This is a genomic window from Novosphingobium sp. Chol11 (genome assembly GCF_900218065.1).
In the GTDB taxonomy this organism is placed as follows: Bacteria; Pseudomonadota; Alphaproteobacteria; order Sphingomonadales; family Sphingomonadaceae; genus Sphingobium; species Sphingobium agri.
The window spans coordinates 1,106,764-1,129,364 of the sequence record NZ_OBMU01000001.1 but is presented as its reverse complement, the minus strand read 5'-3'; the positions used below and the strand labels follow the sequence as shown (position 1 = coordinate 1,129,364).

The 22,601-nt window shown below is 63.4% G+C and carries 18 protein-coding genes; 2 read left to right on the top strand and 16 right to left on the bottom strand.

The features are described 5' to 3' along the window. Positions 1-10 precede the first annotated feature (10 nt). Entirely contained in the window at positions 11-1,258 is a 1,248-nt protein-coding gene (locus NCHOL11_RS05635; protein ID WP_097091440.1) for a threonine ammonia-lyase, read from the bottom strand. Between the two features lie 97 nt (positions 1,259-1,355). On the opposite strand from NCHOL11_RS05635, the gene NCHOL11_RS05630 reads away from it, so the two are divergent. Together NCHOL11_RS05630 and NCHOL11_RS05625 are read left to right on the top strand one after the other, a co-directional pair. Then, a complete protein-coding gene (locus NCHOL11_RS05630) occupies positions 1,356-2,225 on the top strand; it encodes an NAD(P)-dependent oxidoreductase (protein ID WP_097091439.1) in 870 nt (289 codons plus the stop codon). Next, positions 2,222-3,916, top strand: coding sequence for an amidohydrolase (locus NCHOL11_RS05625; RefSeq protein WP_097091438.1), 1,695 nt, complete (start codon positions 2,222-2,224; stop codon positions 3,914-3,916). Before NCHOL11_RS05630 ends, NCHOL11_RS05625 begins: the two co-directional genes overlap by 4 nt. Here the strand turns inward: NCHOL11_RS05625 and NCHOL11_RS05620 are convergent. From NCHOL11_RS05620 to NCHOL11_RS05550, 15 genes are all read right to left on the bottom strand, one after another. Beyond that, a complete protein-coding gene (locus NCHOL11_RS05620) occupies positions 3,913-5,655 on the bottom strand; it encodes an MFS transporter (protein ID WP_097091437.1) in 1,743 nt (580 codons plus the stop codon). The two genes, NCHOL11_RS05625 and NCHOL11_RS05620, sit on opposite strands and share 4 nt — an antisense overlap. Next, positions 5,655-6,407 carry an FkbM family methyltransferase gene (locus NCHOL11_RS05615; protein WP_097091436.1) on the bottom strand — a complete coding sequence of 251 codons (753 nt, stop codon included), beginning with the start codon at positions 6,405-6,407 and terminating at the stop codon, positions 5,655-5,657. The genes NCHOL11_RS05620 and NCHOL11_RS05615 overlap by 1 nt, the downstream gene beginning before the upstream one ends. Next, positions 6,404-7,549 carry a glycosyltransferase family 4 protein gene (locus tag NCHOL11_RS05610; protein WP_097091435.1) on the bottom strand — a complete coding sequence of 382 codons (1,146 nt, stop codon included), beginning with the start codon at positions 7,547-7,549 and terminating at the stop codon, positions 6,404-6,406. Before NCHOL11_RS05610 ends, NCHOL11_RS05615 begins: the two co-directional genes overlap by 4 nt. Next, on the bottom strand, positions 7,546-8,835 hold the full coding sequence (locus NCHOL11_RS05605) for a hypothetical protein (protein WP_097092753.1): 1,290 nt from the start codon (positions 8,833-8,835) through the stop codon (positions 7,546-7,548). Before NCHOL11_RS05605 ends, NCHOL11_RS05610 begins: the two co-directional genes overlap by 4 nt. 29 nt (positions 8,836-8,864) lie before the next feature. After that, positions 8,865-9,617 carry a class I SAM-dependent methyltransferase gene (locus NCHOL11_RS05600; protein ID WP_097091434.1) on the bottom strand — a complete coding sequence of 251 codons (753 nt, stop codon included), beginning with the start codon at positions 9,615-9,617 and terminating at the stop codon, positions 8,865-8,867. A 62-nt stretch (positions 9,618-9,679) separates the two neighbouring features. Next, positions 9,680-10,813: a glycosyltransferase gene (locus tag NCHOL11_RS05595; RefSeq protein WP_097091433.1), complete on the bottom strand. Its 1,134-nt coding sequence runs from the start codon at positions 10,811-10,813 to the stop codon at positions 9,680-9,682. Beyond that, positions 10,813-12,162: an exopolysaccharide biosynthesis polyprenyl glycosylphosphotransferase gene (locus NCHOL11_RS05590; RefSeq protein WP_441339471.1), complete on the bottom strand. Its 1,350-nt coding sequence runs from the start codon at positions 12,160-12,162 to the stop codon at positions 10,813-10,815. Before NCHOL11_RS05590 ends, NCHOL11_RS05595 begins: the two co-directional genes overlap by 1 nt. Positions 12,163-12,267: 105 nt before the next feature. Continuing rightward, positions 12,268-14,163 carry an XrtA/PEP-CTERM system amidotransferase gene (locus NCHOL11_RS05585; protein ID WP_097091431.1) on the bottom strand — a complete coding sequence of 632 codons (1,896 nt, stop codon included), beginning with the start codon at positions 14,161-14,163 and terminating at the stop codon, positions 12,268-12,270. 11 nt (positions 14,164-14,174) lie between these two features. Next, positions 14,175-15,680 carry an exosortase A gene (xrtA, locus tag NCHOL11_RS05580; RefSeq protein ID WP_097091430.1) on the bottom strand — a complete coding sequence of 502 codons (1,506 nt, stop codon included), beginning with the start codon at positions 15,678-15,680 and terminating at the stop codon, positions 14,175-14,177. Between the two features lie 26 nt (positions 15,681-15,706). Next, positions 15,707-16,936 (bottom strand): TIGR03087 family PEP-CTERM/XrtA system glycosyltransferase, encoded by a 1,230-nt coding sequence (locus NCHOL11_RS05575; RefSeq protein WP_097091429.1) that lies wholly within the window; start codon positions 16,934-16,936, stop codon positions 15,707-15,709. Then, positions 16,933-18,003: a FemAB family XrtA/PEP-CTERM system-associated protein gene (locus tag NCHOL11_RS05570; protein WP_097091428.1), complete on the bottom strand. Its 1,071-nt coding sequence runs from the start codon at positions 18,001-18,003 to the stop codon at positions 16,933-16,935. Before NCHOL11_RS05570 ends, NCHOL11_RS05575 begins: the two co-directional genes overlap by 4 nt. Next, positions 18,000-18,848, bottom strand: coding sequence for an XrtA system polysaccharide deacetylase (locus NCHOL11_RS05565; protein ID WP_097091427.1), 849 nt, complete (start codon positions 18,846-18,848; stop codon positions 18,000-18,002). The genes NCHOL11_RS05570 and NCHOL11_RS05565 overlap by 4 nt, the downstream gene beginning before the upstream one ends. A gap of 8 nt (positions 18,849-18,856) precedes the next feature. Next, positions 18,857-20,080 (bottom strand): XrtA/PEP-CTERM system-associated ATPase, encoded by a 1,224-nt coding sequence (locus NCHOL11_RS05560; protein WP_097091426.1) that lies wholly within the window; start codon positions 20,078-20,080, stop codon positions 18,857-18,859. A gap of 19 nt (positions 20,081-20,099) precedes the next feature. Continuing rightward, entirely contained in the window at positions 20,100-21,680 is a 1,581-nt protein-coding gene (locus NCHOL11_RS05555) for a hypothetical protein (protein ID WP_441339470.1), read from the bottom strand. Further along, entirely contained in the window at positions 21,680-22,597 is a 918-nt protein-coding gene (locus NCHOL11_RS05550; RefSeq protein WP_097091424.1) for an AAA family ATPase, read from the bottom strand. The genes NCHOL11_RS05555 and NCHOL11_RS05550 overlap by 1 nt, the downstream gene beginning before the upstream one ends. Positions 22,598-22,601 lie beyond the last annotated feature (4 nt).

Sequence of the window (22,601 nt, the reverse complement as noted above, 5' to 3'; positions counted from 1 at the left end):
AAGGCGCAAATCACGCAACCTCGATCGGCGCGACCTCATATCCAGCGGCTTTGAGCGCCGTGATCAGACGGTCGAGATGCTCGCCATCGCGCGTTTCACATTCGACATCCAGGCTGAGGCCCTTCGCCGGAAGATTGGTGAAGATACGCTGGTGCGACAGTTCCAGGATGTTGACCGCTTCCTGATCGAAGATGCGCGCGACATGGAACAAAGCGCCAGGACGATCCTGCAGGATGATGCGCAGCCGCGCCAGGCGGCCCGAGCGCGCGAGGTCACGCAGCAGCACGTTCGCCAGAAGGCGCGGATCGATGTTGCCGCCCGTCAGGATCAGGCCCACATTACGGCCCGCGAACAATTCCTTATGCGTCAGCAGCGCGGCGAGGCCAGCCGCACCCGCGCCCTCGACCACCGTCTTCTCGATCTGGAGCAGCAGGCTCAGCGCTTCTTCCAAATGGCGTTCATCGACGAGCAGCACATCATCCGCCAGACGCTCCACGAAGCGGCGCGTCAGCTCGCCAGGCTGCTTGACGGCAATGCCTTCCGCCAGCGTATCGCCATCGCAGGCCAGGTTCGTCTGCTTGATGTGGCTGTACATGGACGGATAGAGTTCCGCCTGCACGCCATAGATGCGGATGTCAGGTTTCATCGCCTTGGCCGCCGTGGCCATACCGGAAAACAGGCCGCCGCCGCCGATCGGTATGACGAGTGTGTCGATCTCCGGCGCGTCCTCCAGCATCTCAAGCGCGACAGTGCCCTGCCCCGCCATGATGTCCGGTTCATCGAAGGGATGGACGAAGGTCAGCCCATGTTCCTTGGCGAGCTGGCGCGCATATGTGCTGGCATCGTCAAACTTCTCGCCATGCAGCACCACCGTCGCGCCATGCCCCTGCGTCTGCGTGACCTTCACGGTCGGCGTCGTCACTGGCATGACGATCGTCACGGGCACGCCCAGGAGGCGGCCGTGATAGGCAAGGCCCTGTGCATGATTGCCGGCGGATGCGGCGATCACGCCTTTTTCCTTTGCAGCAGCATCCAGCTGAAGCAGGCGATTGAGCGCGCCACGCTCCTTATAAGCGGCGGTGAACTGAAGATTTTCGAACTTAAGGTAAACCTTGCATCCGAGCATGTCGGACAAGGTCTGGCTGATCAGCGTCGGGGTGTGCACGACCGCGCCCGAAATCCGCACGCGCGCCGCCAATATGTCATCGACGGTTACGGGCAGCGGCATTGCGCTTTCGATCTTGCTCAACGTGTTCATGCGCTCGCCCCTAGCGGAAATTTAGCTCGGAAGGAACTGGCCCTTGGCGAAATCTCGCCCTATGGCAAAAGGCCACGCGGCTAACTGTACGAGGCATATGGCTAATATCGCGTTTATCGGTCTGGGCGTCATGGGCGGCCCCGTCGCCGGACATCTGGCGAAGGCCGGGCACCAGCTGACCGTCTATAACCGGTCGATCGGCAAGGCGAAGCAATGGGCGGAGGCCTATGGCGGCGCCGTCGCCGTCAGCCCGGCCAAGGCGGCGGAAGAGGCCGAAATCGTGATCAGCTGCGTCGGTAATGACGATGACCTTTCGCAAGTGACCCTCGGCAAGGAAGGCGCATTCCGCTCGATGAAGCCGGGCAGCCTCTTCATAGATCACACCACCGTGTCCGCGCGGATTGCACGGCAGCTGTTCGTCGAAGGCGAAAGCCGGGGACTGCATTGCGTCGACGCCCCGGTTTCAGGTGGACAGGCGGGCGCGGAGAATGGCCGCCTCTCCATCATGTGCGGGGGAACCGGGCCTGCTGTCGAAGCGGCGAGGATCGTCATGCAAAGCTATGCCGCGCGCATCGTGCATGTCGGCGGCGCAGGCGCGGGCCAGACAACCAAGATGGTGAACCAGATCTGCATAGCCGGCGTTCTGCAGGGGCTTTCCGAAGCGCTGCGCTTCGCCCAGGCGGCCGAACTCGATCTGGACAAGGTCTTCGAAGCTGTATCGGGGGGCGCGGCGCAGAGTTGGCAGATGGAAAATCGTTGGAAGACCATGGCTCAGGACAATTTCGATTTCGGCTTCGCCATTGATTGGATGCGCAAGGATCTGGGCCTTGCCCTTGAAGAAGCGCGCGCCAATGGTGCGACCCTGCCCGTGACCGCATTGGTCGATCAATTCTATGCCGATGTGCAGGCGATGGGTGGCAGCCGGCAGGATACGAGCGCGCTGGTCCGGCGGATCACCAAGGCATGAATCAAGTCCTTTTGGCGGCCGTCACCGCGCTCGCTCTGCCGTTCCCCGCATTCGCGTCCGGCGTCATAGACAATGTGAACGGCATCGCCGTCGACGCCAATGGACGCACGGTGCGCTTTCGCGCGCTGCTGATCGACGATGAAGGCAAGGTCGAGAGGCTGTTGCCGGGCCGCTATGAAGCGCCGCCCCGCAAAAGGAAACTCAAGAAGGGCGAGAGCTGGCCCAAGGGGCTGGACTTTCAGTTGGATGGCGGCGGGAAGACGCTGATCCCTGGCCTCATCGATGCGCATGGCCACGTCATGGCGCTGGGGCTGACGCAGGTAACACTCGACCTTTCCGAGACGCGATCATTGGCGGAGGCGCAGGCAAGGATAAGGGAATATGTCGCCGCCAATGGTGGGCGGAAATGGATAATCGGGCGGGGCTGGAGCGCGGAACGTTGGGGGCTCAATCGCGCCCCGACCTCGGCTGAACTCGATGTTGCCACGGCTGACGTGCCGGTCTGGCTGGAAAGCGCTGATGGTCAGGCGGGCTGGGCCAACTCGGCTGCGATAAGGGCCGCCAACATAAGCGCGGGGAGCAAGGCGCCAGCGGGCGGTCGCATCGAAATGGCCGGAGGCAAGCCGTCCGGCGTGTTCGTGGGCAAGGCGATGGACATGATCCAACGTGTTGTTCCCCCTCCCGCCCCTAAAGACCGGGACATCGCGCTGGAAAAGGCGCAGCAGTTGCTGCTCGCCAATGGCGTCACCGGCATCGCCGACATGGGCACGACGATTGAGGATTGGCAGGCGTTCCGCCGGTCGGCTGATCGCGGGGCGCTGCGGGTGCGGATCATCTCCTATGCGCAGGGCCTCGACAATATGGTGCTGATCGCGGGACCCGAGCCTACGCCATGGCTCTATGAGGACCGGCTGCGCATGGGCGGGCTGAAGCTGGATCTGGATGGATCGCTGGCCTCGCGCGGGGCGTGGCTCAAGGCCGACTATGCGGACGCGCCCGGGCAGCGTGGATATTCGCTGATCCCCTCGACGCAGATGCGCAACATGATGAGCCGCGCGGCGATGGACAATTTCCAGATCGCCGTCGATGCCACGGGCGATGCAGCGAATAGCGAGGTGCTGGACGCGATCACGGAGCTCGCGCTGACCTACAAGGGCGACAGGCGCTGGCGGATCGAGCAGGCGGCCATCGTCGATCCCGCCGACCTGCCCCGCTTCGGGCAAAATGGCGTCATTGCGTCAATGCAACCCGCGCGGTTGGCGACCGATTGGCGCGTATCGGTAGGACGTCTGGGGGAAAAGAGATTGAGCGGCGGCTATGCTTGGAAGGCGATGCTCGACAACAGGGTCCCGCTGGCATTCGGATCGGGCGCACCGATTACGACACCCAACCCGTTCGCTGGCATGGCAGTAGCGATGAGTCGGGAAGACGGCTCGGGCGAACCCGCTGGCGGATGGACGCCCCAGCAACGCGTAAGCTTCGACGCCGCACTCGACGGCTACACGCGGCAGGCGGCCTTTGCAGGCTTTGCCGAAAAGCGGTTCGGCAGCCTGATCCCCGGACAGCGGGCCGATTTCATCCTGATAGACCGGGATATTTCCGTCGCTCGTCCCAACGAGGTACGGGCCACGCAGGTTCTGGAAACCTGGATCGGCGGCAAACGGGTCTATATGAAGGGCAGCAAGCCCTAGAGCACGTCGCCCGAAGCTTTCATCGCCTCATCGATCGTCTCCACCAGTGGCGGAAGGACGGGCTTGTCGCAGCCCACCGCTTTCATATGGGCGCGCAGCGCATCCATGCGCCCAAGGTTCCAGCGGGCGAGCGGCACACCGAGCGGCCGGAACTCAGCCCGATCGAACAGCTCCACGACATAATGTTGGCAAAGCCCGTCCACCTGCTCCAGCGTCAGCATGCCGAGGTTCATGACCATCGGCCGTCCCGGCACTCCGTCTCGCCCACGTACCAGGTCGGTGACATACAGACCGCCGCGCGGGTCCACCAGGACGACGTCGGCTTGCGACGCATCGATCATGCGGTGGCTGGCGGCATAGGGCGCAACGAAAACATGGGTCCGCCAGACCAGAAAGGCGCTCATGACCAGCGTGATCACGACGCCCAGATAGAGCGGCCGCATCGCCGCCGGCCGAAAGCGGGCCCATCCAAGCCCCGCCAGCAGACAGAACGGCCCGATGAAGCCATGGGCATAGCGAAACCCCCAGCCATAGCCCTGCGCCAACGCCAGCGCGCAACCGGCGAAGCATCCAAGCGCCAGCGGCAGCGCGATCTCCTGGCCTCGGAGCGCGCTGCGCCACTTCATCGCCGTCACGCCCAACGCGGCGAGCGGCACCATCAATATGTTATTCCACGCGGCAAAGCGGCTGAGATTGACCAGTGGCTGCCACCGGTCCCCCAAACGTTCGAACAAGCTGCCCACCTTGTCCGCGACCCCTGCGGATGGTCGTACATCGGATGCGGGGCCAAGCAGTTGGACGAGGAAACCCGGCCATAGCTTTGCCCAGACGATGACGATGGCAACCAGGACGAGGATGTGAAAGGCGGCCACCGCCCAGCGGCGCGACAACAGCATCCACAAGATGAAGGGCGCGATGAAAATCGGCGGAAAATGCCATTGGTGCAGCCCTGCGGCGAGCAGTGCGACCGCACCCGCGCTGACATGCCCCACAATGCCCCCCCGCAGGACCAGCGCGAGCCAGATCATGTTGAGCGCGAAATGGCCAGTCATGGCATAGGGGGTCATCGCCGTGACCCACAGCTGCGTGGACGACAACGCCAGCAGCATTGTCACCCAAACAGCATCGCCCCGCGTCGGAAAGAGATGCAGCGCCACGCGCCACAGGGCGAAAAGCCCCGCGATCAACAGTGCAGGACCCGCAAGATTAGGATCACCCATCCGCCAGAACAGCGCCTGGATGGCGCTGTTCACCGGCAGATAGGCGGCGGTCCAATAATCTGCGGCGCCGAAGGGAGAGAAAAACTCCGGCATGATCGCACGCCGGTAGGGCTCCCATTCGGCGGGGATCGGTCGGGCGAGCAAGCCTTCGCGCATATAGGCAGCGGCAAAGCGCGCCACTTCCTCGTCGCGCGAGATCGCATAATTCTGGAACAGCCAATAATGACCGGCCCAGGCGATTAGGCCGAAAACTACTATCAGCGGCACGATCACGCGCGCGCGCGGCTTGGGCAGGCGAAATCCCATACCCTCCGCAAAAGGGGCAGCTAGAGCCATCAGGAAGAGGCCGCCCAGGAGCGCCGGGAAATCCTGATCCAGAAACAGGATGACAGCCAGGCTGACGCCCTGCCGATAGGTTACATGCCACAGGAACGTCGCGCCCACCCATAAGGCAAGGCCGATCGCGCCCGCCAGAAATAGGCGCCGGGCATCAACAGATCGGACTGGTGGCGCGTACATCAGCTTCCTTGCGGGAGCAGCGCCCGGTTGACGAAAACGCCGTCCATTTCGACGAGGAGGGGAAAATGCCCCTTGTTGTTGGCGAAGAAGGCCGACGGCATGAAGCCCCTCTCTCCCAGCCAGTCGATCATGGCGCGATAGCTGGCCCCGCCTTCATAGATGGGCCGCACGCCAAGTTCTGTTTGCACGCCCGCCATGTTGGAGATCATCGCGCCTGCGCCTTCGCACACCGACAGGTCATGGCCCTGCGTATCCATCTTCAGAAAGGGGCGCGAAAAGCCATGCTCAGCCTGAAGCTCTGGGAAAAGCCGATCGATCCGCCTGCACTGCATTTCGACTGTGCGCGTGACACGATTGCGATCGGCAAAGATCGCATCCTGCTCATCCGAGGGTTTCTTGAGTGAGCTGAACTGATCGGCCGCCATGATGTTGAAGCTGGCTGGCCCGTCGAAGTCGGACAAGGCCAGGTTGAAGACACGCCATTTGCGATCGGACGCTGCCCGGCGGGACAGTTCTTCAAAAATCTCGGGATTGGGTTCGAAGGACAGGATCGTGCCGGAAAAGCCCGCATCCTTGCGCAACATGGTCGCATATTGCCCGCGGTTGGCGCCTACGTCGAACACGCAATCGATCGCAAAGGCGGAGAGGAAGCGGCGAAGCGCCTGGATTTCAGGATATTGGTGCACACGGCCCGCAATGGCGAGGCGCACCGCCAGCGCGCGGTCGGCCAGTTCGCGAACATATCGGCTCATCCGCACGTGGCCATAACTGAGCGGTAGATGCCGATCGTTGCCAAGGCCATGTCCTTCCAACTGCCCATAGTCTCACCATAGGCGCGTGCCGCCGCGCCAGCCGTCTGCCTGATGGCGGGGCTTTGGAAGAGCCGCAAGAGGGCTTGAGCAAGATCGGCTGGATTTCCGGCCGTTGTACGGATCGCCACGTCTTCGGGCAGGGCCGCGAACATGCCCACGTCCGATGTCACCATCGCCTTGCCATGATGCAGGGCCGAAAGGAACGCACCGCTGGAATCGATATGGCGATAGGGAAAGATGATGGCATCCGCCTTCGCCATATGGGCGTCGAGCCGATGCTCGGAGAGGAAGCCAAGATCGGTGATCAGCCGGTTGCCAAAGCCCGCCTTGTTCACGCTGTCGAGCAGCGGGCCGATGTCCATGAAGGGTTTCCCGGCAAGGACCAGTTCGAAGACATGACCGGCCCGCCAGAGCGAGAGGCATGCGTCGATCAATATGTCGACGCCCTTATAGGGCCTGATCGTGCCGAAGAAGAGCAAGCGCGGCACGGAAGGGTCGGCGATGGCGGCCAGATCTGCGGCACCGGCTGAAGCAAGGCGCATCGGCGGGTGCGGCACAACATGGATGCGCGCCGAAGCGATGCCCTGCGCCTCCAGTGCCTCGCGGGTCGTATCGCCATGCACGATCAGCGCATCGAACATGTCGAGCAAAGCGCGATATCCCCTGCCCTGCACACCAGCATCCGCATGATAGGCATCCGCATTGTGGACCGTATGGACCAGCGCCACCCGCCCCTTCAAACGGCGCAGGAGCAGGCGGTCGGCGGGCGCGAGCGGCAACCACTGGAAATGAGCGACATCTGCTGCTGCCAGAGCGCTGGTCCGACCAAAAGCGCAATCCGTGCCATATTCGGCGGCCTTGAGCAGCCGGAAAGCCTTCCCCTCGCCCAGTCTTGTGCGCAGCGCCTCGCTCCGCCGGAAATAGTGCGGCTCGTAGCGATATCCTTCCGGCGTGATGGCATCCGTCTGGCGCATCGGCCGTCCGAACAGGGCCACGTCAGCGCCCTGGCCGGCCAAGGCCGCGCACAGACTGTCATCATATCGCCCGGTAAAGAGCGACGGATCGATCATCGCAACCTTCATCGCGCGGCCGTTTCAGCCAGGAGGCGGCGTAAGGAAAGCGCGTGTAGCGCGGCAACCAGGATCATCGTCAGCGCGTAGAGCGCGAGGAACCCCCGGTCGAACCAATCCCCGAACAGCATGGCCAGCGGCACGCTGAGAAGCGATCCCGCAAGGAATGGTAGCGAGCGCTTGAGCAGATCTGAAAATCGTCCCAACGCCGCCTGAACATAGACGGACACGCAGATCATGGTGAGCGCCAGCAAGGCTCCATCAATCAGCAACAGGTCGACCATGCCGATTGCGGCGCGGCCCGCAAAGAGTTTGGTGAAAATCCACTGCCCGACCAGCAGGAGCGCAGCCGAGGCGGTGAGCGCAAAGACGACAGCAACTGACAAAGCGCGGATCAGCAACTGACGCAGTCGAGCGCGTTCTCCGGCATGAAAGGCGCGGGTTATGCGGGGAAGCGCGGCTTCCACCATCGCCCGGATCGCCATGGAAAGCGCCCGCGACATCTTGAAGAAAAAGTCGAAGAGCAGCATCGGCCGGGCGTCCTGGGCGGCAGTCGCTATGGTGAAATAGGGTGCGTTATAGGCCACGATCTCCGAGATGGTGAACAGCGCAGAGGCACCGATGTCCTGCAGATAATGGGTGCGCACATGCGCCCCACCCCGACTGAAGGCGAGCCAGTCCTGCGCCGTCATCCCCAACCGGCGATGCACCAGCGCGATGGCATATCCGATCACGGTCAGGCTGATCAAAATTTGCAGCGTAACCGACAGGCGCGCGTCCAATCCTTTCAGGATCAGCAGCAGCAATGCGATCGTCATCAGCCGCCGCACGCAATCCAGCATCTCCCAGATGAAATTCCCGTCCACCGCCGCCAGCGCTCTTTTGGCGAGCAAGGCGGGCAAGTTGATGCAGGCGGAGATGAAGAAGAGGATGAACAGAAGCGGCATCGTCGTATCGAGCCCGCCAGCCACAAGCGCGACCAGCAGGATCACGACACCGCCAAGGATCAGCATGGCGAGGAACAGGAAAAGGACGCCCATCTCCTCACGCCGGAAGCCATCAGCGCTCCCCTCCCCATGGCCCAGCCAGTAGCGCCGCAGCCGGGCATAAATGATGCTGGTCAGGCCAAATTCTGCTGAAATGGTGAAGTTGCCAAAGGCGACCAGCAGCAGGAACGCCTGAAATTCGCGCAGCGGCAGGACACGCACGAAAACATAAGTGACAGCAAAGCCCCAGATCAGCGTCAGCCCGACATTGGCAAGCTTGATGAGCGCGATGAAGCGGGCGGACCCTTCCATCCTGGTGATGGTCCTGCCGAGCAGCGCGCTCACCCCGCGGTGCTTCCCACCGGCTTGCGGGCGCGGAACAGGCGATCGTCGAGCGCGAAGAAATGACGTGTGTCGGCATCGATGCCGCTTGCGTCGATCTCTTCCAGCTGGAACCCCGCATCCCGGATGCGATCAGCGAAATCGAGCCCATATTGGCGAACATGGTCCCACTGACCAAATCGCCGTTCCCGTTCACGCGGCGGGATGTCGAAACTGCCGTCCTCGGTCGGCTTGTCCCACAACGGCACGATCAGCCAGGCTTCACCACCCGGTTTAAGCGCGCGATAGATATTGCGCAGGACGGCTTGATCGTCCGGCACATGCTCCATGACATGGCTGGCGTAGAACAGGTCATAGCGGTCCGCATCGGCCAGCGCCATCAGGTCAACGCGGCGCATGCCCGGAACGGAATAGCGCGCCGGATCAAGGTCGGCTGGCACATAGTCGGCGGCGGTCGAAAAGCGACGGACCAGGCTGCCTTCATTTGGCGCCATGTGCAGAATGGCGCCTTGTTCCGGGACCGTGAGAGTCTTTTCCGCGATCAGATGGTTCATCAGCCGCTCGCGTGGCGAGGCGCCACAGTTGGGGCAACCCCATTCCGCATTGTCGCCATAGCGGAAGAAGCCGACGACCGACTGGCCGCAAGCCGTGCACGCCCGATTGGCGCGCGCGCCAATCGCCTTGCGCAAGACGAGCATGGTCCGGGTCAGATGCTTGCCGGCGGCCTTTGCCACCCGCTGGAAAGTAATCACGCCTTGGCTCCGATCAGCATTGGGAGGGCCTATACATCATGCCCGGCCTTTGGCGAGAGGGATCAGCGTGACTTGGCGGGATTCCAGATGGTGACGGTGCGGCCCGACATGGCCTTTATCACCCCCTGAAGCGTGGCCGCATAAGCGATGAGAATGTCTGTCAGAGCGGCTATTGGGCCCGACCTGGCCCGCATTCCGAGCATCAGCAGAAGCAAGGCGAAGAGCGCCGCGGCAAGCGCCAGCAGAGGGGATATTCTCAACGCTAGCGACAAGGCCGCAAGCCCACCGGTCAGGATGAACACGCCCCCGAACCACCTGATGATCTTGCGCGACGCATATTTGAAACGGTCGAGCGCCCCCATGCGCCGAAGCTCAGGCCGAAGATGCTGATGCGTGTGCCAGGCCCGTGCGGCAATGCGGACCTTCCGACGATATTCATCGCCTCTGCCCGCAACCAGCCTTTCCCTGGCGATAACATCCCTGGCCTTGACCAAACGCGCCCCCGCAAAAACCACCGCCATCGACACCGTCAGGTCATCAAGCACGCTATCGGGGAAGACGGGATAGAGGCTGCGACGGATGGAAAAGATCGATCCGTCCGCGCCCAGCACATTGCCGGTGCGCGATTCCTCGTCCTTCAAACGCTCCTCGATCCGCCAATAGAGCGAACCCACCGACGCCGTCGCGCTGTCCCCTTCACCAACATAGTGCAGCGAGCCGAGCACCCCACCGACCTGCGGATCGGCATAGCGGGCGAGAAGATTGCCGATCGCTCGTTCATCCAACATCACATTGGCGTCCGTGAAGATCAGGACGTCACCTGTAGCGCGCGCCGCCAGTTGCTTCATGCCATGCGCCTTCCCACTGCGACCCGGTCCCTGGATCAGCGTGACCAGATCGCCCTCTGCGGCGATCAGGGCCGCCGTTTCATCGGACGATCCATCATCGAAAGCCAGGATCTCCAGGTCTGGATGGAGGCACTTCAACATTGCGAGGTTGGCCAGCTTCTCGGGCATCGCCGCAGCCTCGTTATAGGCGCAGAAAAGCAGCGAAGCCGAGGGGGCAGCGCCCGCTCGGAGTGCCTCCGGCTTAGTAGGCAGAGCGCGCAGGATCAGCGGATAGAACAGAAACGGCCAAAGCAGCGCCACGATGGAGGCGAAAAGGATAAGCAAAAGGGTCAGGTCCAGCGCACTCATCAATAGGCCTTGTGATGCACGAGCACGCCGATGGTCGCGACGATGATCCGCAGGTCGCGCCAGATCGACCATTTCGTCACATATTCAAGGTCCGACTGGAGCCGGTCGATCAAGTCCTGATGATGGTCGGTCGATCCGCGATGGCCGCGAACCTGGGCAAGGCCGGTCATGCCGGGTTTGATGCAATGCCGCTCCCAATAGCGCTCATCGACTTCCCAATAAAGGCTGTCGCCCGCCTTGGCCGCCGCGGCATGGGGACGCGGTCCCACGATGCTCATGTCGCCGCGCAGCACATTGAACAGCTGCGGCAGTTCATCGATGCTGGTACGGCGCAGGAAACGCCCGACCGGCGTCACCCGATCGTCGTCACGCGCCGTCAGCTTGTCTGCATTGTGATCGGCCGCCTCGATCCGCATCGACCGGAACTTGTAGATGCTGAACGGCCGGGCATCGCGCCCGATGCGCGGCTGCTTGAAGAGGATCGGACCGGGACTGGTCAGTTTCACCGCCAGTGCGGCCGTAATCAGTACTGGCGACATGATGATGGTCGCGACAGTCGCGACGATGATGTCGAAAATCCGCTTGATGATGCGGTCGCGGAACTGGAAGGGACCGCCAGCAACGATGATGGTCGGTTGGCCGTCGAACTCATCCACGCGCGCCGGGGCGAAGCGCAGCAGTTCCGGGACCACGATTTCCCCGCGCGCGGAAAGAGATTTGAGCGCAACCGACCAGTCACTCATCCGCTCCATCGGGCATGCGACGATCACGCGCTCCGCCATGCCGACAGCCGCCGCCAGTCGTGCCGCCATGTCGGCATCGTGGCGGCCAGGACGCAGGTTCGCGGCAGCAGCGTCGATCACTTCCATGTGCGCGCCAGTCTCGATGTCCACGCCATCCCGGATGACGGCAGTGAGATGCGGCACCTCGCCCAGCAAACGAGCCCCAAGCCGGGCAATCGCCAGGCGCACCAGCGCCACGCTGACGGCGGAAAAGCCAAGGCCGGTGATGAAGGTCAAACGGGAAAGCTGTTCAGCGATCTTGCCGAGATAGACCACCAGCAGCATCAGCAAGGCCGCTTGCGCCAAGGCCAGCAGCCCGCGAAAGATGCCACGCCGGATGTCGTCCAGCATATGAATGCCGTAAGCACCGCCTTGCACCGCCAGCAAGATGTAGAGCGGCGCTACCATGGCGAACATGACCAGACCATGCGGCTTCCCCGGCTCGCCGAGCAGCGCGCCGAGCACGAACCAGTTCGCCAGCAGGAAAGACAGGAACAGCCCCGCCAGGTCTCCAAGGAGGCACAGCAGATAAAGTCGCGCCCGAACGATTTCCTTCGAAACTGTCACTTGCGTCCTTGCTTGCCCTTGACCCGCCCGCTCCGTTGGCACCGGTATGACTTGCATGCAAGGTTTTGCATGAAGGGCCCGTGTCGCCAACCGTCTGCGCGGCGGTCAGAGCCCGAACAAACGGGCGAGCGACTTGTCCAGCATCAGTAATTGCCAAAGCAGGCGACCATGATCCGCCATTCCGGCCTTGTGATCGGCCGCGATGCGCCCCAGCGCCTTGGCATCGAACCAGCCCGTCCGGGCAAGCGCCGATCCGCCAGCGATTGCGCTCGCCTCACCCGCCAAAGCCCCCCGAAACCAGCTGCTGATCGGCGTGACGAACCCCATTTTCTGACGATAGAGAATGTCGTGGGGCAGGTAAGGCTCCATCGCCTTCTTCATCAGATATTTGCCACTGTTGCCCCTGATCCGCTGGGCCACCGGCAGGCGGGCGGCGAACTCCACCAGCCGATGATCGAGCAATGGCTCACGCGCCTCCAGCCCCACGGCCATGCTCATCCTGTCGGTCTTGGTCAGTATGTCGCCGGGCAGCCAGATATGAATGTCGGCATATTGCGCCCGGTCCAAGGGGTCACGCGCGGGCGCCTGCGCCATCGCGCGGACATAGCGGTCCTCCGCCCGATAGGCTCCCAGTCGGCTCCGCATGTCCTGGCTGAACAGCTTCTGGCGAAGAGCATGGGGGGTAACGCTGACGGACGCCGCATAGGCTTCGCTCCCCTCGCCTGCCAATTCAAGGAAGGTGGACTTCGCCCGCAGCGATCGAGGCGCCCAATCGGCCTTGGGATACCAGCGGCCCAACGTGCCGAACAGCGGTTCGCGAACCGATGCGGGGATAAGCGCGCGCACCCGCTCCCCCTGCATTTGAAACCGATGGCGGCGATATCCGGCAAAGGCTTCGTCCGCGCCGTCGCCTGACAAGGCCACCGTCACCTTCTCCCGCGCCAGTTCGCACACCCGGTAGGTAGGCAGCGCGGAAGCATCAGCAAAAGGTTCGTCGAAATGAAAGGCAAGCGTATCGATCAGACCATAATCGTCAGGCGACACGATCCTCATGCGGTGATCTGTGGCAAAGCGCCGGGCGATCCGGTCGGCATAAGCGCTTTCGTCCAGGCTCGCGACATCGAAGCCGATGGTGCAGGTCTTCACCGCCTGGTTGGAAGCCTCTGCCATCAGCGCCACGACGCTGGAACTGTCCACCCCACCGGACAGGAAGGCGCCCAGCGGCACATCGGACACCATCCGCGATCGGACCGCCTGCCGCATAAGGGCGACCAGTTCCTCCTCAAGAGCCTCTGGCCTCGCTTTGCTGCGTTCGGCGAAGCTCACGTCCCAATAGCGTTGCGGCTGCGGCACGGGCCGCCCGCGTACCAGCCGCAGGGTATGCCCCGCCCCCAGCTTGCGCACGCCTGCAACGATGCACGCGTCGTCGGGCACATAGCCATAGGCCATGAAATCTTCGACCGCCGCCAGATCGGGTGCGCGGCGCAGCAACGGATGGGCAAGAAGGCTCTTCAATTCCGATCCAAAGATCAAGCTGCCATCCGAAAGCTGGGCATAATGGAGAGGCTTCACCCCCAGCCGATCGCGCACCAGCCAAAGCGACTGCGCCCGCGCGTCGAACAGGGCAAAGACGAACATCCCATGGAAGCGCTCGACACAGGCCTCGCCCCATTGGCGATAGCCGTGGAGGATGACTTCGGTATCGCTGTCGGTGCGGAACACATGGCCTTTCGCCTCAAGTTCGGCGCGAACCTCGGCAAAATTGTAAATTTCTCCGTTGAACGTGACGGCAAGGCTCTCGTCCTCGGTCAGCATCGGCTGTGCCCCCCCGCCAAGGTCGATAATCGAAAGGCGCACATGCCCCAGCCCCACGCCCGGCGCTGTCCAAATACCGCTGCCGTCCGGCCCGCGATGCGGCATGACGTCCAGCATGGCGCGCACCCGCGCCGGATCGACCGGCTTGGCCGTTTCAAGATGGAAGATGCCCGCTACCCCGCACATGCGAACGGGCTTTAGCGGATGCCGAGGCTGCGGTCAGCCAAATCCTTCACATCGCCAATGTCTTGCAGGAACAGGGCGATGGCGGGATCAGCGGGCTTGCCCTGCCTCTCTTCGGCCGAAACGATGATGGCAGCCGCTCGCTGATCGCGGCCAAGCAGCCGGGCGAACATCGTGTCGATCTTCACGCGCGGCGCGCTGCCCGTCACAGCGGCGTTTCCGACCTTGTAAAAGCTGACCGCGTGGCGGACCACAGGGCCAGGTGCAGTGATCTGCTCGCCCCGGCCATTCGCGGGAGCGGGCGCAGGGGACGACCATGACCAGCGCTGATCGGGATCGACCACGCCCTGAGCGAAGCCGACAAGCTCGCGCCCTTCATCCTGCCGATCGAAAGTGGCGATGGCGAGGTCAACCACCTCTCCCGCCGGATTCCGGTAGCGGCCAAGGACAAGATAGTCCGCTCCATCAAATCGCGGCCTCCAAGGGTAGCTGGGCGCGGCGGGAGTCAGAACCCAATCCTTGACCGGAGGCAGGAGCGGCGCAGCGGGCAGCGGCTTGCTCGCCGCCGCGCTCACTATCAGCCAAACGGGCGGGGCCAGCACCAACGCGCTAGCCGTACCGCCTGCGACGATGAGCGGAAGGCGGCCGCGGGTGGTAGCGCGAAACTTGGCGGGATCGAACCATGGCCCGCCCGGCCGTCGATCGAAGAATGGCCACGCCACCGCCATCGTCACAACCATGATGATCGCAAAGAAGACCCAGCCATATATGACATGGTCAAAGCCAACTGCGGTCTCGATGCTCGTCAGATGCGCCACCCATATGGTCGCGAAGGCTCGCAGGCCATTGGCCAGAACGGCCAGCAGCAGCGCGCCCACCAGGAAGAGGATACGGCGCACCCAGCTTGAAAAGCAGACATTGCAGACCAGCACGCCATAGGCGGTCATGGCGATTACGAACTTTGCGCCCGAACAGGCTTCCGCCACCCGGAAATATCCGGCCGGCGTCGTTATGAAGATGCCGTCCAGATGCGCGGGAACGCCGACGATCCCGAGAAAGACCATGCAGAGCCGCGCCGTGATCAATTGCAGCGGCGCGACCAGTTCCTCCCCCACCGGAATCATGAAGAAGGCATAGAAAAGAGGGAATAGCAGCGCTCTCGCCACGGCAGGGCCTAGCAGCGTGACCACGCTGCCCTGCAACATCAGGATGATCGCGGCATGGCGGAACAACGCTACGCCCGCCGCCGCTCCAAGTAGCCAGGCGAATGCGCCCAACGCCATCCAGAGCAATCCGGGGGCCCAGGCGACAGGCCGAAGCTGTCGCAAACCGGGAAGTCTCTGCTGCACCAGCCATGCGATCAGGAACGGAATGAAGAGGCAATGGCCGAAAGTGGAGGCGTTCCACCAGATCGATACCATCCCCGCCACGTCGCGATGAAAGAGCGTCAGGATCAGCAACGCCACGACGCCCAGCGCGGCGAGATGCCCTCGCCAGCCTTCGACGCCGACGCTACGCATTTGCGGCAGGGGCAACGTCCCGTCGGTCACGCGGCAAGGATACCCTTGGCGGGCAAAGGGCCGAACAGCATCTCCGGCAAGTCCTTCAGCGTTTCGTCCCACCTGTAACGTTGCTCTACGCGCGAGCGGGCAGCGTCGCCCAGCCGCCGGGCACGTTCGGGATCGGCAAGCAGCGCGCAAATGCTGTCAACCTCTTCGAGAGGATCAGCCGCGATGAGAAAATGCACTCCGTCCTGCGCGTCGATGCCTTCGGCTGCTTGCGGTGACGCGACGATCGGCCGCGCCATGGCCATCGCCTCCAGCACCTTATTCTGTATTCCGCGAGCGATCCGCAGCGGCGCGACCACGATATCCGCCGCCGCCAGCCAGCCACGAACATCGGGCACCGCACCGGTCACGACGACTCCGGGGAGTTGAGACAAGGCGCTCACCTGCGGAGAGGGATTGCGCCCGACAATGGCAAAGCAAGCTTCAGGATGCCGGACCCGCAAGGCCGGCAAGCTGTCGCGCGCGAAGCTCTCCACCGCCTCGATATTTGGCCGATAGTCCATTTGTCCTGTGAACACGATGAGTGGGCTGCCAGGCTTGGGGACCGGGTCGAAATCTGCCGCCGGATCGAAATATTCCAGCGCAACGCCATTATCCATCCCGGCGACGCGCACCGTGTCGAGGCCGCTCGCGGCCCGGAACAGCGCGGCCTCCGCTTCGCTCACAAAAGCGCTGATGTCGGCGCGTGCGGCTGTGGCACGCTCAAACTCAAGCAGCACGCGTCCTTCGCGCCGGTTGATCCACCCCGTGGGCCCGCCGCCTGCCGCGCCATAGCTCGCATATTTGGCGGAGTCGAAATCGACAAAGTCCATGACGAAGCGGACGCCCTCCGGAAGATCGGGCACGAAATGCGCCATCTGCACCGAATATCCCATCACGGCCGCAATCGGCCGCTCCGCTAAAGTCTTCCGCACCCATCGATGCAGGCGCGGGTCATCGAACAGGGACACCAGCATCGACTGCCGCTTCGCAAGCCCGGCAAGCCCAGCCATGACGCGGGACCGGTCCCGCTTCAGCACGCACTGGCTCGCCGTCATGTCAGCCATGGCCGGTGCGAAGCTCAGATCGCGATCATCATCGGCAAAGCAGCCGACATGCACAGGCCCGATCTCCGCAAGCCGCCTCAATATGTGGTAGGAACGGATCTTGTCGCCCCGATCGGGCGGAAAAGGAATGCGGTGGCAAAGGAAGAGGATCTCGCCCGTCATCCCAGCCCCCGAGAGATCAACGGCCCGATCAGGTTGGCGATGGGCAGCGGCAGCTTCTTCCACATCTCCACGCGGCGCTGATAATGCGCGCTATTGGGGTTTATATCGCGCCGTTCGCCCGTTGCCGACCAGCTGTGATAGGCGAGCGGCACGGGATCGAAACCGAAGCTCTTCTTCCATGCGGCCTGCCCGCTCCCCGTCTTGGATCGCCCGAAATCGAAGATGCGCATGCCGCGCGTCCGCCCGTGGCTCATCAGCCGATAATACATCAGTTCGTTGGAACGCAGCCGGCGCGCATCGGCGACACCGCCGCCCCAAAAGGGCATGACCCGCCCCTGATGGTAAAGCGTCAGCACTCCCGAAACCGGCCGGTCGCCTTCATAAACGATCAAAATATCCGCGTCCTCGCCGAACGCCGCCAGCACTTCGCGAAACAGGCGTTTGGGAAAGACCGGCGTCCCGAGATTACGCACGCTCTGCGCATAAACATCATAATGTGCCTGCGCGAGACGTTGGTCCCGCCCCACCTCGACCCGCAGCGCCGGATTAGCCAGTGCCTTGCGCAGTTCCGCACGGTGCTTGCGCGGCACGGCGAGCAGTTCCGCCTCATCATCCGGCGCGATCGGCCGGACGAAGCCGAGATGACTTCCTTCGTGCACGCTCCAAGCCTCGGCCGGCGACGAGCCCCCACGCAGTTCGACCGAACCGATCCGGCGATCGCGCGCGAGCCCTTCAGCTGCGCAAGCAAGTGCCGAATGGATGGCAGGATCGCTAGCCAATATCCCGCCGTCGACGGCAAAGCCCGAAGACACCAAAGCCTCCCCAAATAGGCGGCTCTTCATATGCGTGAGCGGCAGAAGTCCAGCAATCTGCCCGGACGAAGCCACTGCGGCCAGCATATATGCACGGTTGCCCGTCCCCCGCTCGATGGCCTTGATCCAGGCGGGCCGATGGAAGGGCGTTCCGTTCGCGCTGCCCTTCATGAAGGCATCCGCCGCAGCAACCTGTGCCGCATCATCCAGGTCTAGCGCGACCACGCCCACACCGGCCCCACCATCCAGCCTCATGCCGCGCGCTCCGCCTCGCGAGCGACCAGCGCATCCACCCGCGTCCAGGCAAAATCAGCGGTCAGTCGGCGCAACTTGTCCGCCATGACCGACAGGTTGCTGTAATGGCGCAGCCGCGACCTGAGCGGTGCTCCGGCGACGCACGGCTGATCGGGATCGATCTCCCACGGATGGAAATAGAGGATCGCAGGCCGTTGCTCCCGCCCATTCACTTGCCGGATCGCCCAGCGCGAAAAGCCATAAGGCAGCAGCCGGAAAAACCCTCCGCCGCCAGCCGCGAGCCGCCGACCGCCAAACTCGGCTGTCGTCACTGGCAGCTCAAGCAAATCCTGCCCCGCCACCGGCCGCCAGGCAAAGCGCGGCGATTCAGGCCAGCCATAATGGTCATGCCGGATCGGCGCGACGCTGCTCGAATAGCGGTAGCCTTCCTCCGCCAATATGCCATGTGCCCAGGGCGTGCGATGATCGATCGAAAAGCTCGGCGCGCGATAGCCGATGACGCGCTGCCCGCTGGCATCCTCCAACAGCGCGCGCGACCGTCGCAAATCGGCGCGGAACGCTTCCGGGCTCAATGTGAAGACGCGCGCGTGGTCATAGCCATGGCTCGCCACTTCATGCCCCGCCTCCGCGATCCGCCGCATCAACGCGGGATAGCGCTCCGCCACCCAGCCAAGCGTGAAGAAAGTCGCGCTGACTCCTGCTTCGGCGAACAGGGCCAGCACGGCATCCGTGTTGCGCTCAACCCGGTGCGTCAGTCCGTCCCACGAAGACCGGCTGATCGTCTGCTCAAAGGCGCCGACATGGAACCAGTCCTCCACATCGACCGACAGGGCATTCAGCACCATGATCGCGGTCAGGCGGCAGCGCTGTGCGGCGCGTCGCCCATCCGCTGTTCACGTTCGACCCAGTCCACCAGCAGCGTCAGCACGCGGCGCAGCGCCGTGTCCTGCTCACCGACACGGAATTCCAGTGCGGAAAGCCGCTCCTCGATCAGGGTGAAACAATCCTTCAGCGCCTCGGGATCGACCGTCTGCATGGTGGTCTGCTCAAGCCGGAGCGCCTCGACGTCAGCACGCAGCCCGGCAATCTCGTCCATCAACGCAGGCGTAGGCTCGGGCTGGCGCGACCGCAGCGCATTGAGTTCAGCGCGCAATGTCTCGCGCGCAGGTTCCGCCTGCGATGCCACAGCCGCAGCAGCGGGTGCCGCAGCAGGCGCTTCCTCCGCGCGATCCAGCACGGATGACGGCATCGGCTGCACGGCCGCGTCGCTGTCCGCTCCCATATCTTCGATCACCGCCTGCACCGCTGCCGCATCGATCTCCGACAACTGGTCAAGCGCTCCCAACAGCAGCACACGGCTAGCGAGCACATTGACCCGGCGCGGGACACCCCCGGTCGCGGCATAAATCGCCGCGAAGGCATCGGGGGTGAAATGCGGATCGCCATTCCACCCGACGATGGACAGGCGATGCAGGATATAAGGCTCGATCTCCTCGGGCTGCATCGGATCGAGATGATGAGTCGCGATCACGCGCTGGCGCAACTGCTCCAACTGGGCCGATTTCAGCAGGTCGCGAAATTCCGGCTGCCCGAGCAGGAATATCTGCAACAAAGACTGTCCGCCCAACTGGAAGTTGGACAGCATGCGCAGCTCTTCGATGGCCGAAACGGACAGGTTCTGCGCCTCGTCCACGATCAGCAAGGACCGTCGTCCCGCCCGCGCCTGCCCATGCAGGAAGGCTTCGATCTGCCGCAAAATCTGTGCCTTGGGCATGTCCTCGGTCGGCAAGCCAAAGCTCTGCGCCGTCAAGCGCAGCATGTCGTCGCCGCCCACCTGCGTCGACACGATCTTTACGGCGGTCAGCCGCGCCGGGTCGATCGTCGCCATCAGATGTCCGACCAGCGTGGTCTTGCCCGCGCCGATGTCGCCCGTAATGACGATGAAGCCTTCGCCCTGTGCCAGGCCATAGCCCAGATAGGACAGCGCCTTCCTGTGCGTCGCGCTTTCGAAATAGAAATGCGGATCGGGGGTCAGCTGGAATGGGCGGCCCTCAAATCCGTAGAACTGGTCGTACATCTCTTGTCTCCGGACGCGATTAGAAGCTGTACCGCAGGCCGACCTGGCCCATGGCGTTGATGACGGCATCCAGATCGTCCGCCTTGGCGCTGTCGAGCCCAAGCGAAGCGGATGCCTGAAGATTGCGGTTGATGAGGCGGTTGTAGCTGGTGAACGCGCCCAGGTTCAGCACGTCGAGCCGCGCGCCGCTCGCATCGAAATAATTGGCGTAAATGGCGCTATCCAGGCTGGACCGGCTGTCGATGACATAGCTGAGCGATGCCGTGCCATACCAGTTCTGGTCCCGCGTCCTACGCACGAACACGGTCTGGCCCGAAGGCGTCACGAACTTGCGCTGCGAATAGCCAAGGCCGAGGCCAACGCCCCAAGGACCGCGCTGCGCCGCATATTGCGCAGCGACACCCCGATAGCGGAAGTTCGCGTCCGTGACTCCGGCCAACGCATCGTTGAAGCACTGCCCTCCCCCGCTTTGCGAAAAGGCGCAGCCGGTGAAGTCGCCCGTGAAGGGGTTGCGGACGACATTCAGGCTGCTGCCCGACACCGCCGCGACATTCGACGTGATGATCCGCCCGAAGCTGTCGATGCCGTCGAACACCACCAGCGCGAAGGACTGTCCCCGGCCCTGCCAGACGAAGCTGCCGCTATAGGTCATGCCGCCATAGCGCTCGCCGACACGCGCCTCCAGCGAGGTGCGGTGACTGGGCCGCCAAAGCACGCCCACGTCCCAGATGATGTCGTCAAAATCGTAGATGAGCGCGCGTGGCGAACTGTCGTCAGTGACATAGCGGCCGTTGCGGATGATGGGCACGCCGCTCACATCCAATTCGGGCGAGCGCTGGCTGATCTTGATCCTCTCATAGCCGACGCCACCGGCGATCGCGACGGTCGGCGACACAGGGAGGGTAGCGTCCACGCGGCCCCAAGCATCCTCGAACCGCTGATCAAGTTCGCTCGCATCCTCCCGGTCATATCCGGCGCTGGCCACGATGCCGATCGGCAGCCAGACACCCGGTGCCACGCCGACCGAACCAGCCAGGCTATGGGTCACGGAGTCTGCGAAAGAGCCCGCAGCGGACGCCCCGGCAAAGTCGGCATTCACATCTTCGTCGACCCGCGCATAGCCAAGGCGATAGGAGGCAGTGACGTCGATGTCGCCGAAGGATGACGCGTAGGATGGGCCGACATAGCCTGCATAGACCTGGCTCGTCTGGCTGTCGTTCAACGTCGCCGCACCCGACAGGCCATCGGTGCGAATGCGCGTGGCAAGCGCCCCCGCATTGAGCGTCAGCCCCGGCGAGACCAGATACTGGCCCGAAATGATGCCGCTGATCACATCCTGATCGCTGGCCTCACGCCCCCAGCCGAAGCTGTGATTATATTGAATATCTGCGACCGCCTCGACCCGGCGCGTCTGCAATTGCGCGGTCAGTCCCGCCGTCACATTGGTGTAGGTCAAGACATCGCCGCCGCCTTTCAGCGGCACGAGCACGGTCTGGTCGACGCCCAGATAAGGCGTGACATCGACCTTCCGCTCCTGCGCCAGGACAGGCGACGCAGCCAGCGCTACCGCGCCCAGCAACGCCAGGGAAGTACGCAACATCATGCGTCGTCGCTCCCCTTGCCGTAATAGCTGCCAAAGCGGCGGCCCGTGGCCGAGAAGGTGACGCCGTTCAGCAGCAGTTGCACCTGGCCCGCGGCTTTCAGCATGCCTGCCGCGTCGCGTAGCGCGCTTTCGCTGGTCTGGTCAGCACGCACCACCAACAGGGCTATGGCGGCATGGCTCGCCAGCACGGCACCGGCCGATGCCGCAAGCAGAGGCGGCGAATCGAACAGGATGATCCGGTCCGGCCGTCCCTCGGTCAGACGGCTAAGCAGCATTTCCGTCCGCGCGGACGCAAGATATTCGGTATCATTGTTGCTGCGCTGTCCCGCGGGCAGCACGGCAAGAGACGGAATGTCAGTACGGATCACGCAATCCTCGATCGCGATCGACGGATCGACGATGCCGTCCATCAATCCTGGCCCGCTCGTCAGCCCGAGCGCCTCGGGAATGCCGGGCTTGCCAAAGTCGGCATCGACCAGCAGGATTTCCCGGTCCTTCTCCGCTGCCAGGCTAAGCGCCAGGTTGATCGCGCAGAAGCTCTTGCCCTCCCCACTATGCGCTGAGCAGACAAGTACGCGATTGCCGCGTGGATCATCGCCCAACTGCGCGAGAAGATCGCGCTTCAGCAGCCGAAATTCCTCGCTGATCGCCGTCACCGGCCCATCGGGCACCAGCCAGCCATTTTCGCCGAGCGTGATCCGATCGATGCTGTGCACCGGCCCGCGCCAATCCGGCGCGCGATGTCCTGCATCCGGCGTCACCGGCCGGGCGACCTCCACCACGGGCGGCATGGGCTCATCCGCAGGCACCTCGACCGCCGGAGCAGCACGCCCCTGCAAGGCCGCGCTGAAATCGTAGATCTCCGTCGCCCGCTCGATCAGCGAACCCTTGGACAGCGAGCTATGCTTGTTCATTGTC

What these genes read in the sequence shown, in the direction of transcription:
- NCHOL11_RS05635 (WP_097091440.1), bottom strand. Translation starts at nt 1,258, where the DNA reads ATGAACACGTTGAGCAAGATCGAAAGCGCAATGCCGCTGCCCGTAACC.
- NCHOL11_RS05630 (WP_097091439.1), top strand. Translation starts at nt 1,356, where the DNA reads ATGGCTAATATCGCGTTTATCGGTCTGGGCGTCATGGGCGGCCCCGTC.
- NCHOL11_RS05625 (WP_097091438.1), top strand. Translation starts at nt 2,222, where the DNA reads ATGAATCAAGTCCTTTTGGCGGCCGTCACCGCGCTCGCTCTGCCGTTC.
- NCHOL11_RS05620 (WP_097091437.1), bottom strand. Translation starts at nt 5,655, where the DNA reads ATGTACGCGCCACCAGTCCGATCTGTTGATGCCCGGCGCCTATTTCTG.
- NCHOL11_RS05615 (WP_097091436.1), bottom strand. Translation starts at nt 6,407, where the DNA reads ATGAGCCGATATGTTCGCGAACTGGCCGACCGCGCGCTGGCGGTGCGC.
- NCHOL11_RS05610 (WP_097091435.1), bottom strand. Translation starts at nt 7,549, where the DNA reads ATGAAGGTTGCGATGATCGATCCGTCGCTCTTTACCGGGCGATATGAT.
- NCHOL11_RS05605 (WP_097092753.1), bottom strand. Translation starts at nt 8,835, where the DNA reads ATGGAAGGGTCCGCCCGCTTCATCGCGCTCATCAAGCTTGCCAATGTC.
- NCHOL11_RS05595 (WP_097091433.1), bottom strand. Translation starts at nt 10,813, where the DNA reads ATGAGTGCGCTGGACCTGACCCTTTTGCTTATCCTTTTCGCCTCCATC.
- NCHOL11_RS05585 (WP_097091431.1), bottom strand. Translation starts at nt 14,163, where the DNA reads ATGTGCGGGGTAGCGGGCATCTTCCATCTTGAAACGGCCAAGCCGGTC.
- xrtA (WP_097091430.1), bottom strand. Translation starts at nt 15,680, where the DNA reads ATGCGTAGCGTCGGCGTCGAAGGCTGGCGAGGGCATCTCGCCGCGCTG.
- NCHOL11_RS05575 (WP_097091429.1), bottom strand. Translation starts at nt 16,936, where the DNA reads ATGACGGGCGAGATCCTCTTCCTTTGCCACCGCATTCCTTTTCCGCCC.
- NCHOL11_RS05570 (WP_097091428.1), bottom strand. Translation starts at nt 18,003, where the DNA reads ATGAGGCTGGATGGTGGGGCCGGTGTGGGCGTGGTCGCGCTAGACCTG.
- NCHOL11_RS05565 (WP_097091427.1), bottom strand. Translation starts at nt 18,848, where the DNA reads ATGGTGCTGAATGCCCTGTCGGTCGATGTGGAGGACTGGTTCCATGTC.
- NCHOL11_RS05560 (WP_097091426.1), bottom strand. Translation starts at nt 20,080, where the DNA reads ATGTACGACCAGTTCTACGGATTTGAGGGCCGCCCATTCCAGCTGACC.
- NCHOL11_RS05555 (WP_441339470.1), bottom strand. Translation starts at nt 21,680, where the DNA reads ATGTTGCGTACTTCCCTGGCGTTGCTGGGCGCGGTAGCGCTGGCTGCG.
- NCHOL11_RS05550 (WP_097091424.1), bottom strand. Translation starts at nt 22,597, where the DNA reads ATGAACAAGCATAGCTCGCTGTCCAAGGGTTCGCTGATCGAGCGGGCG.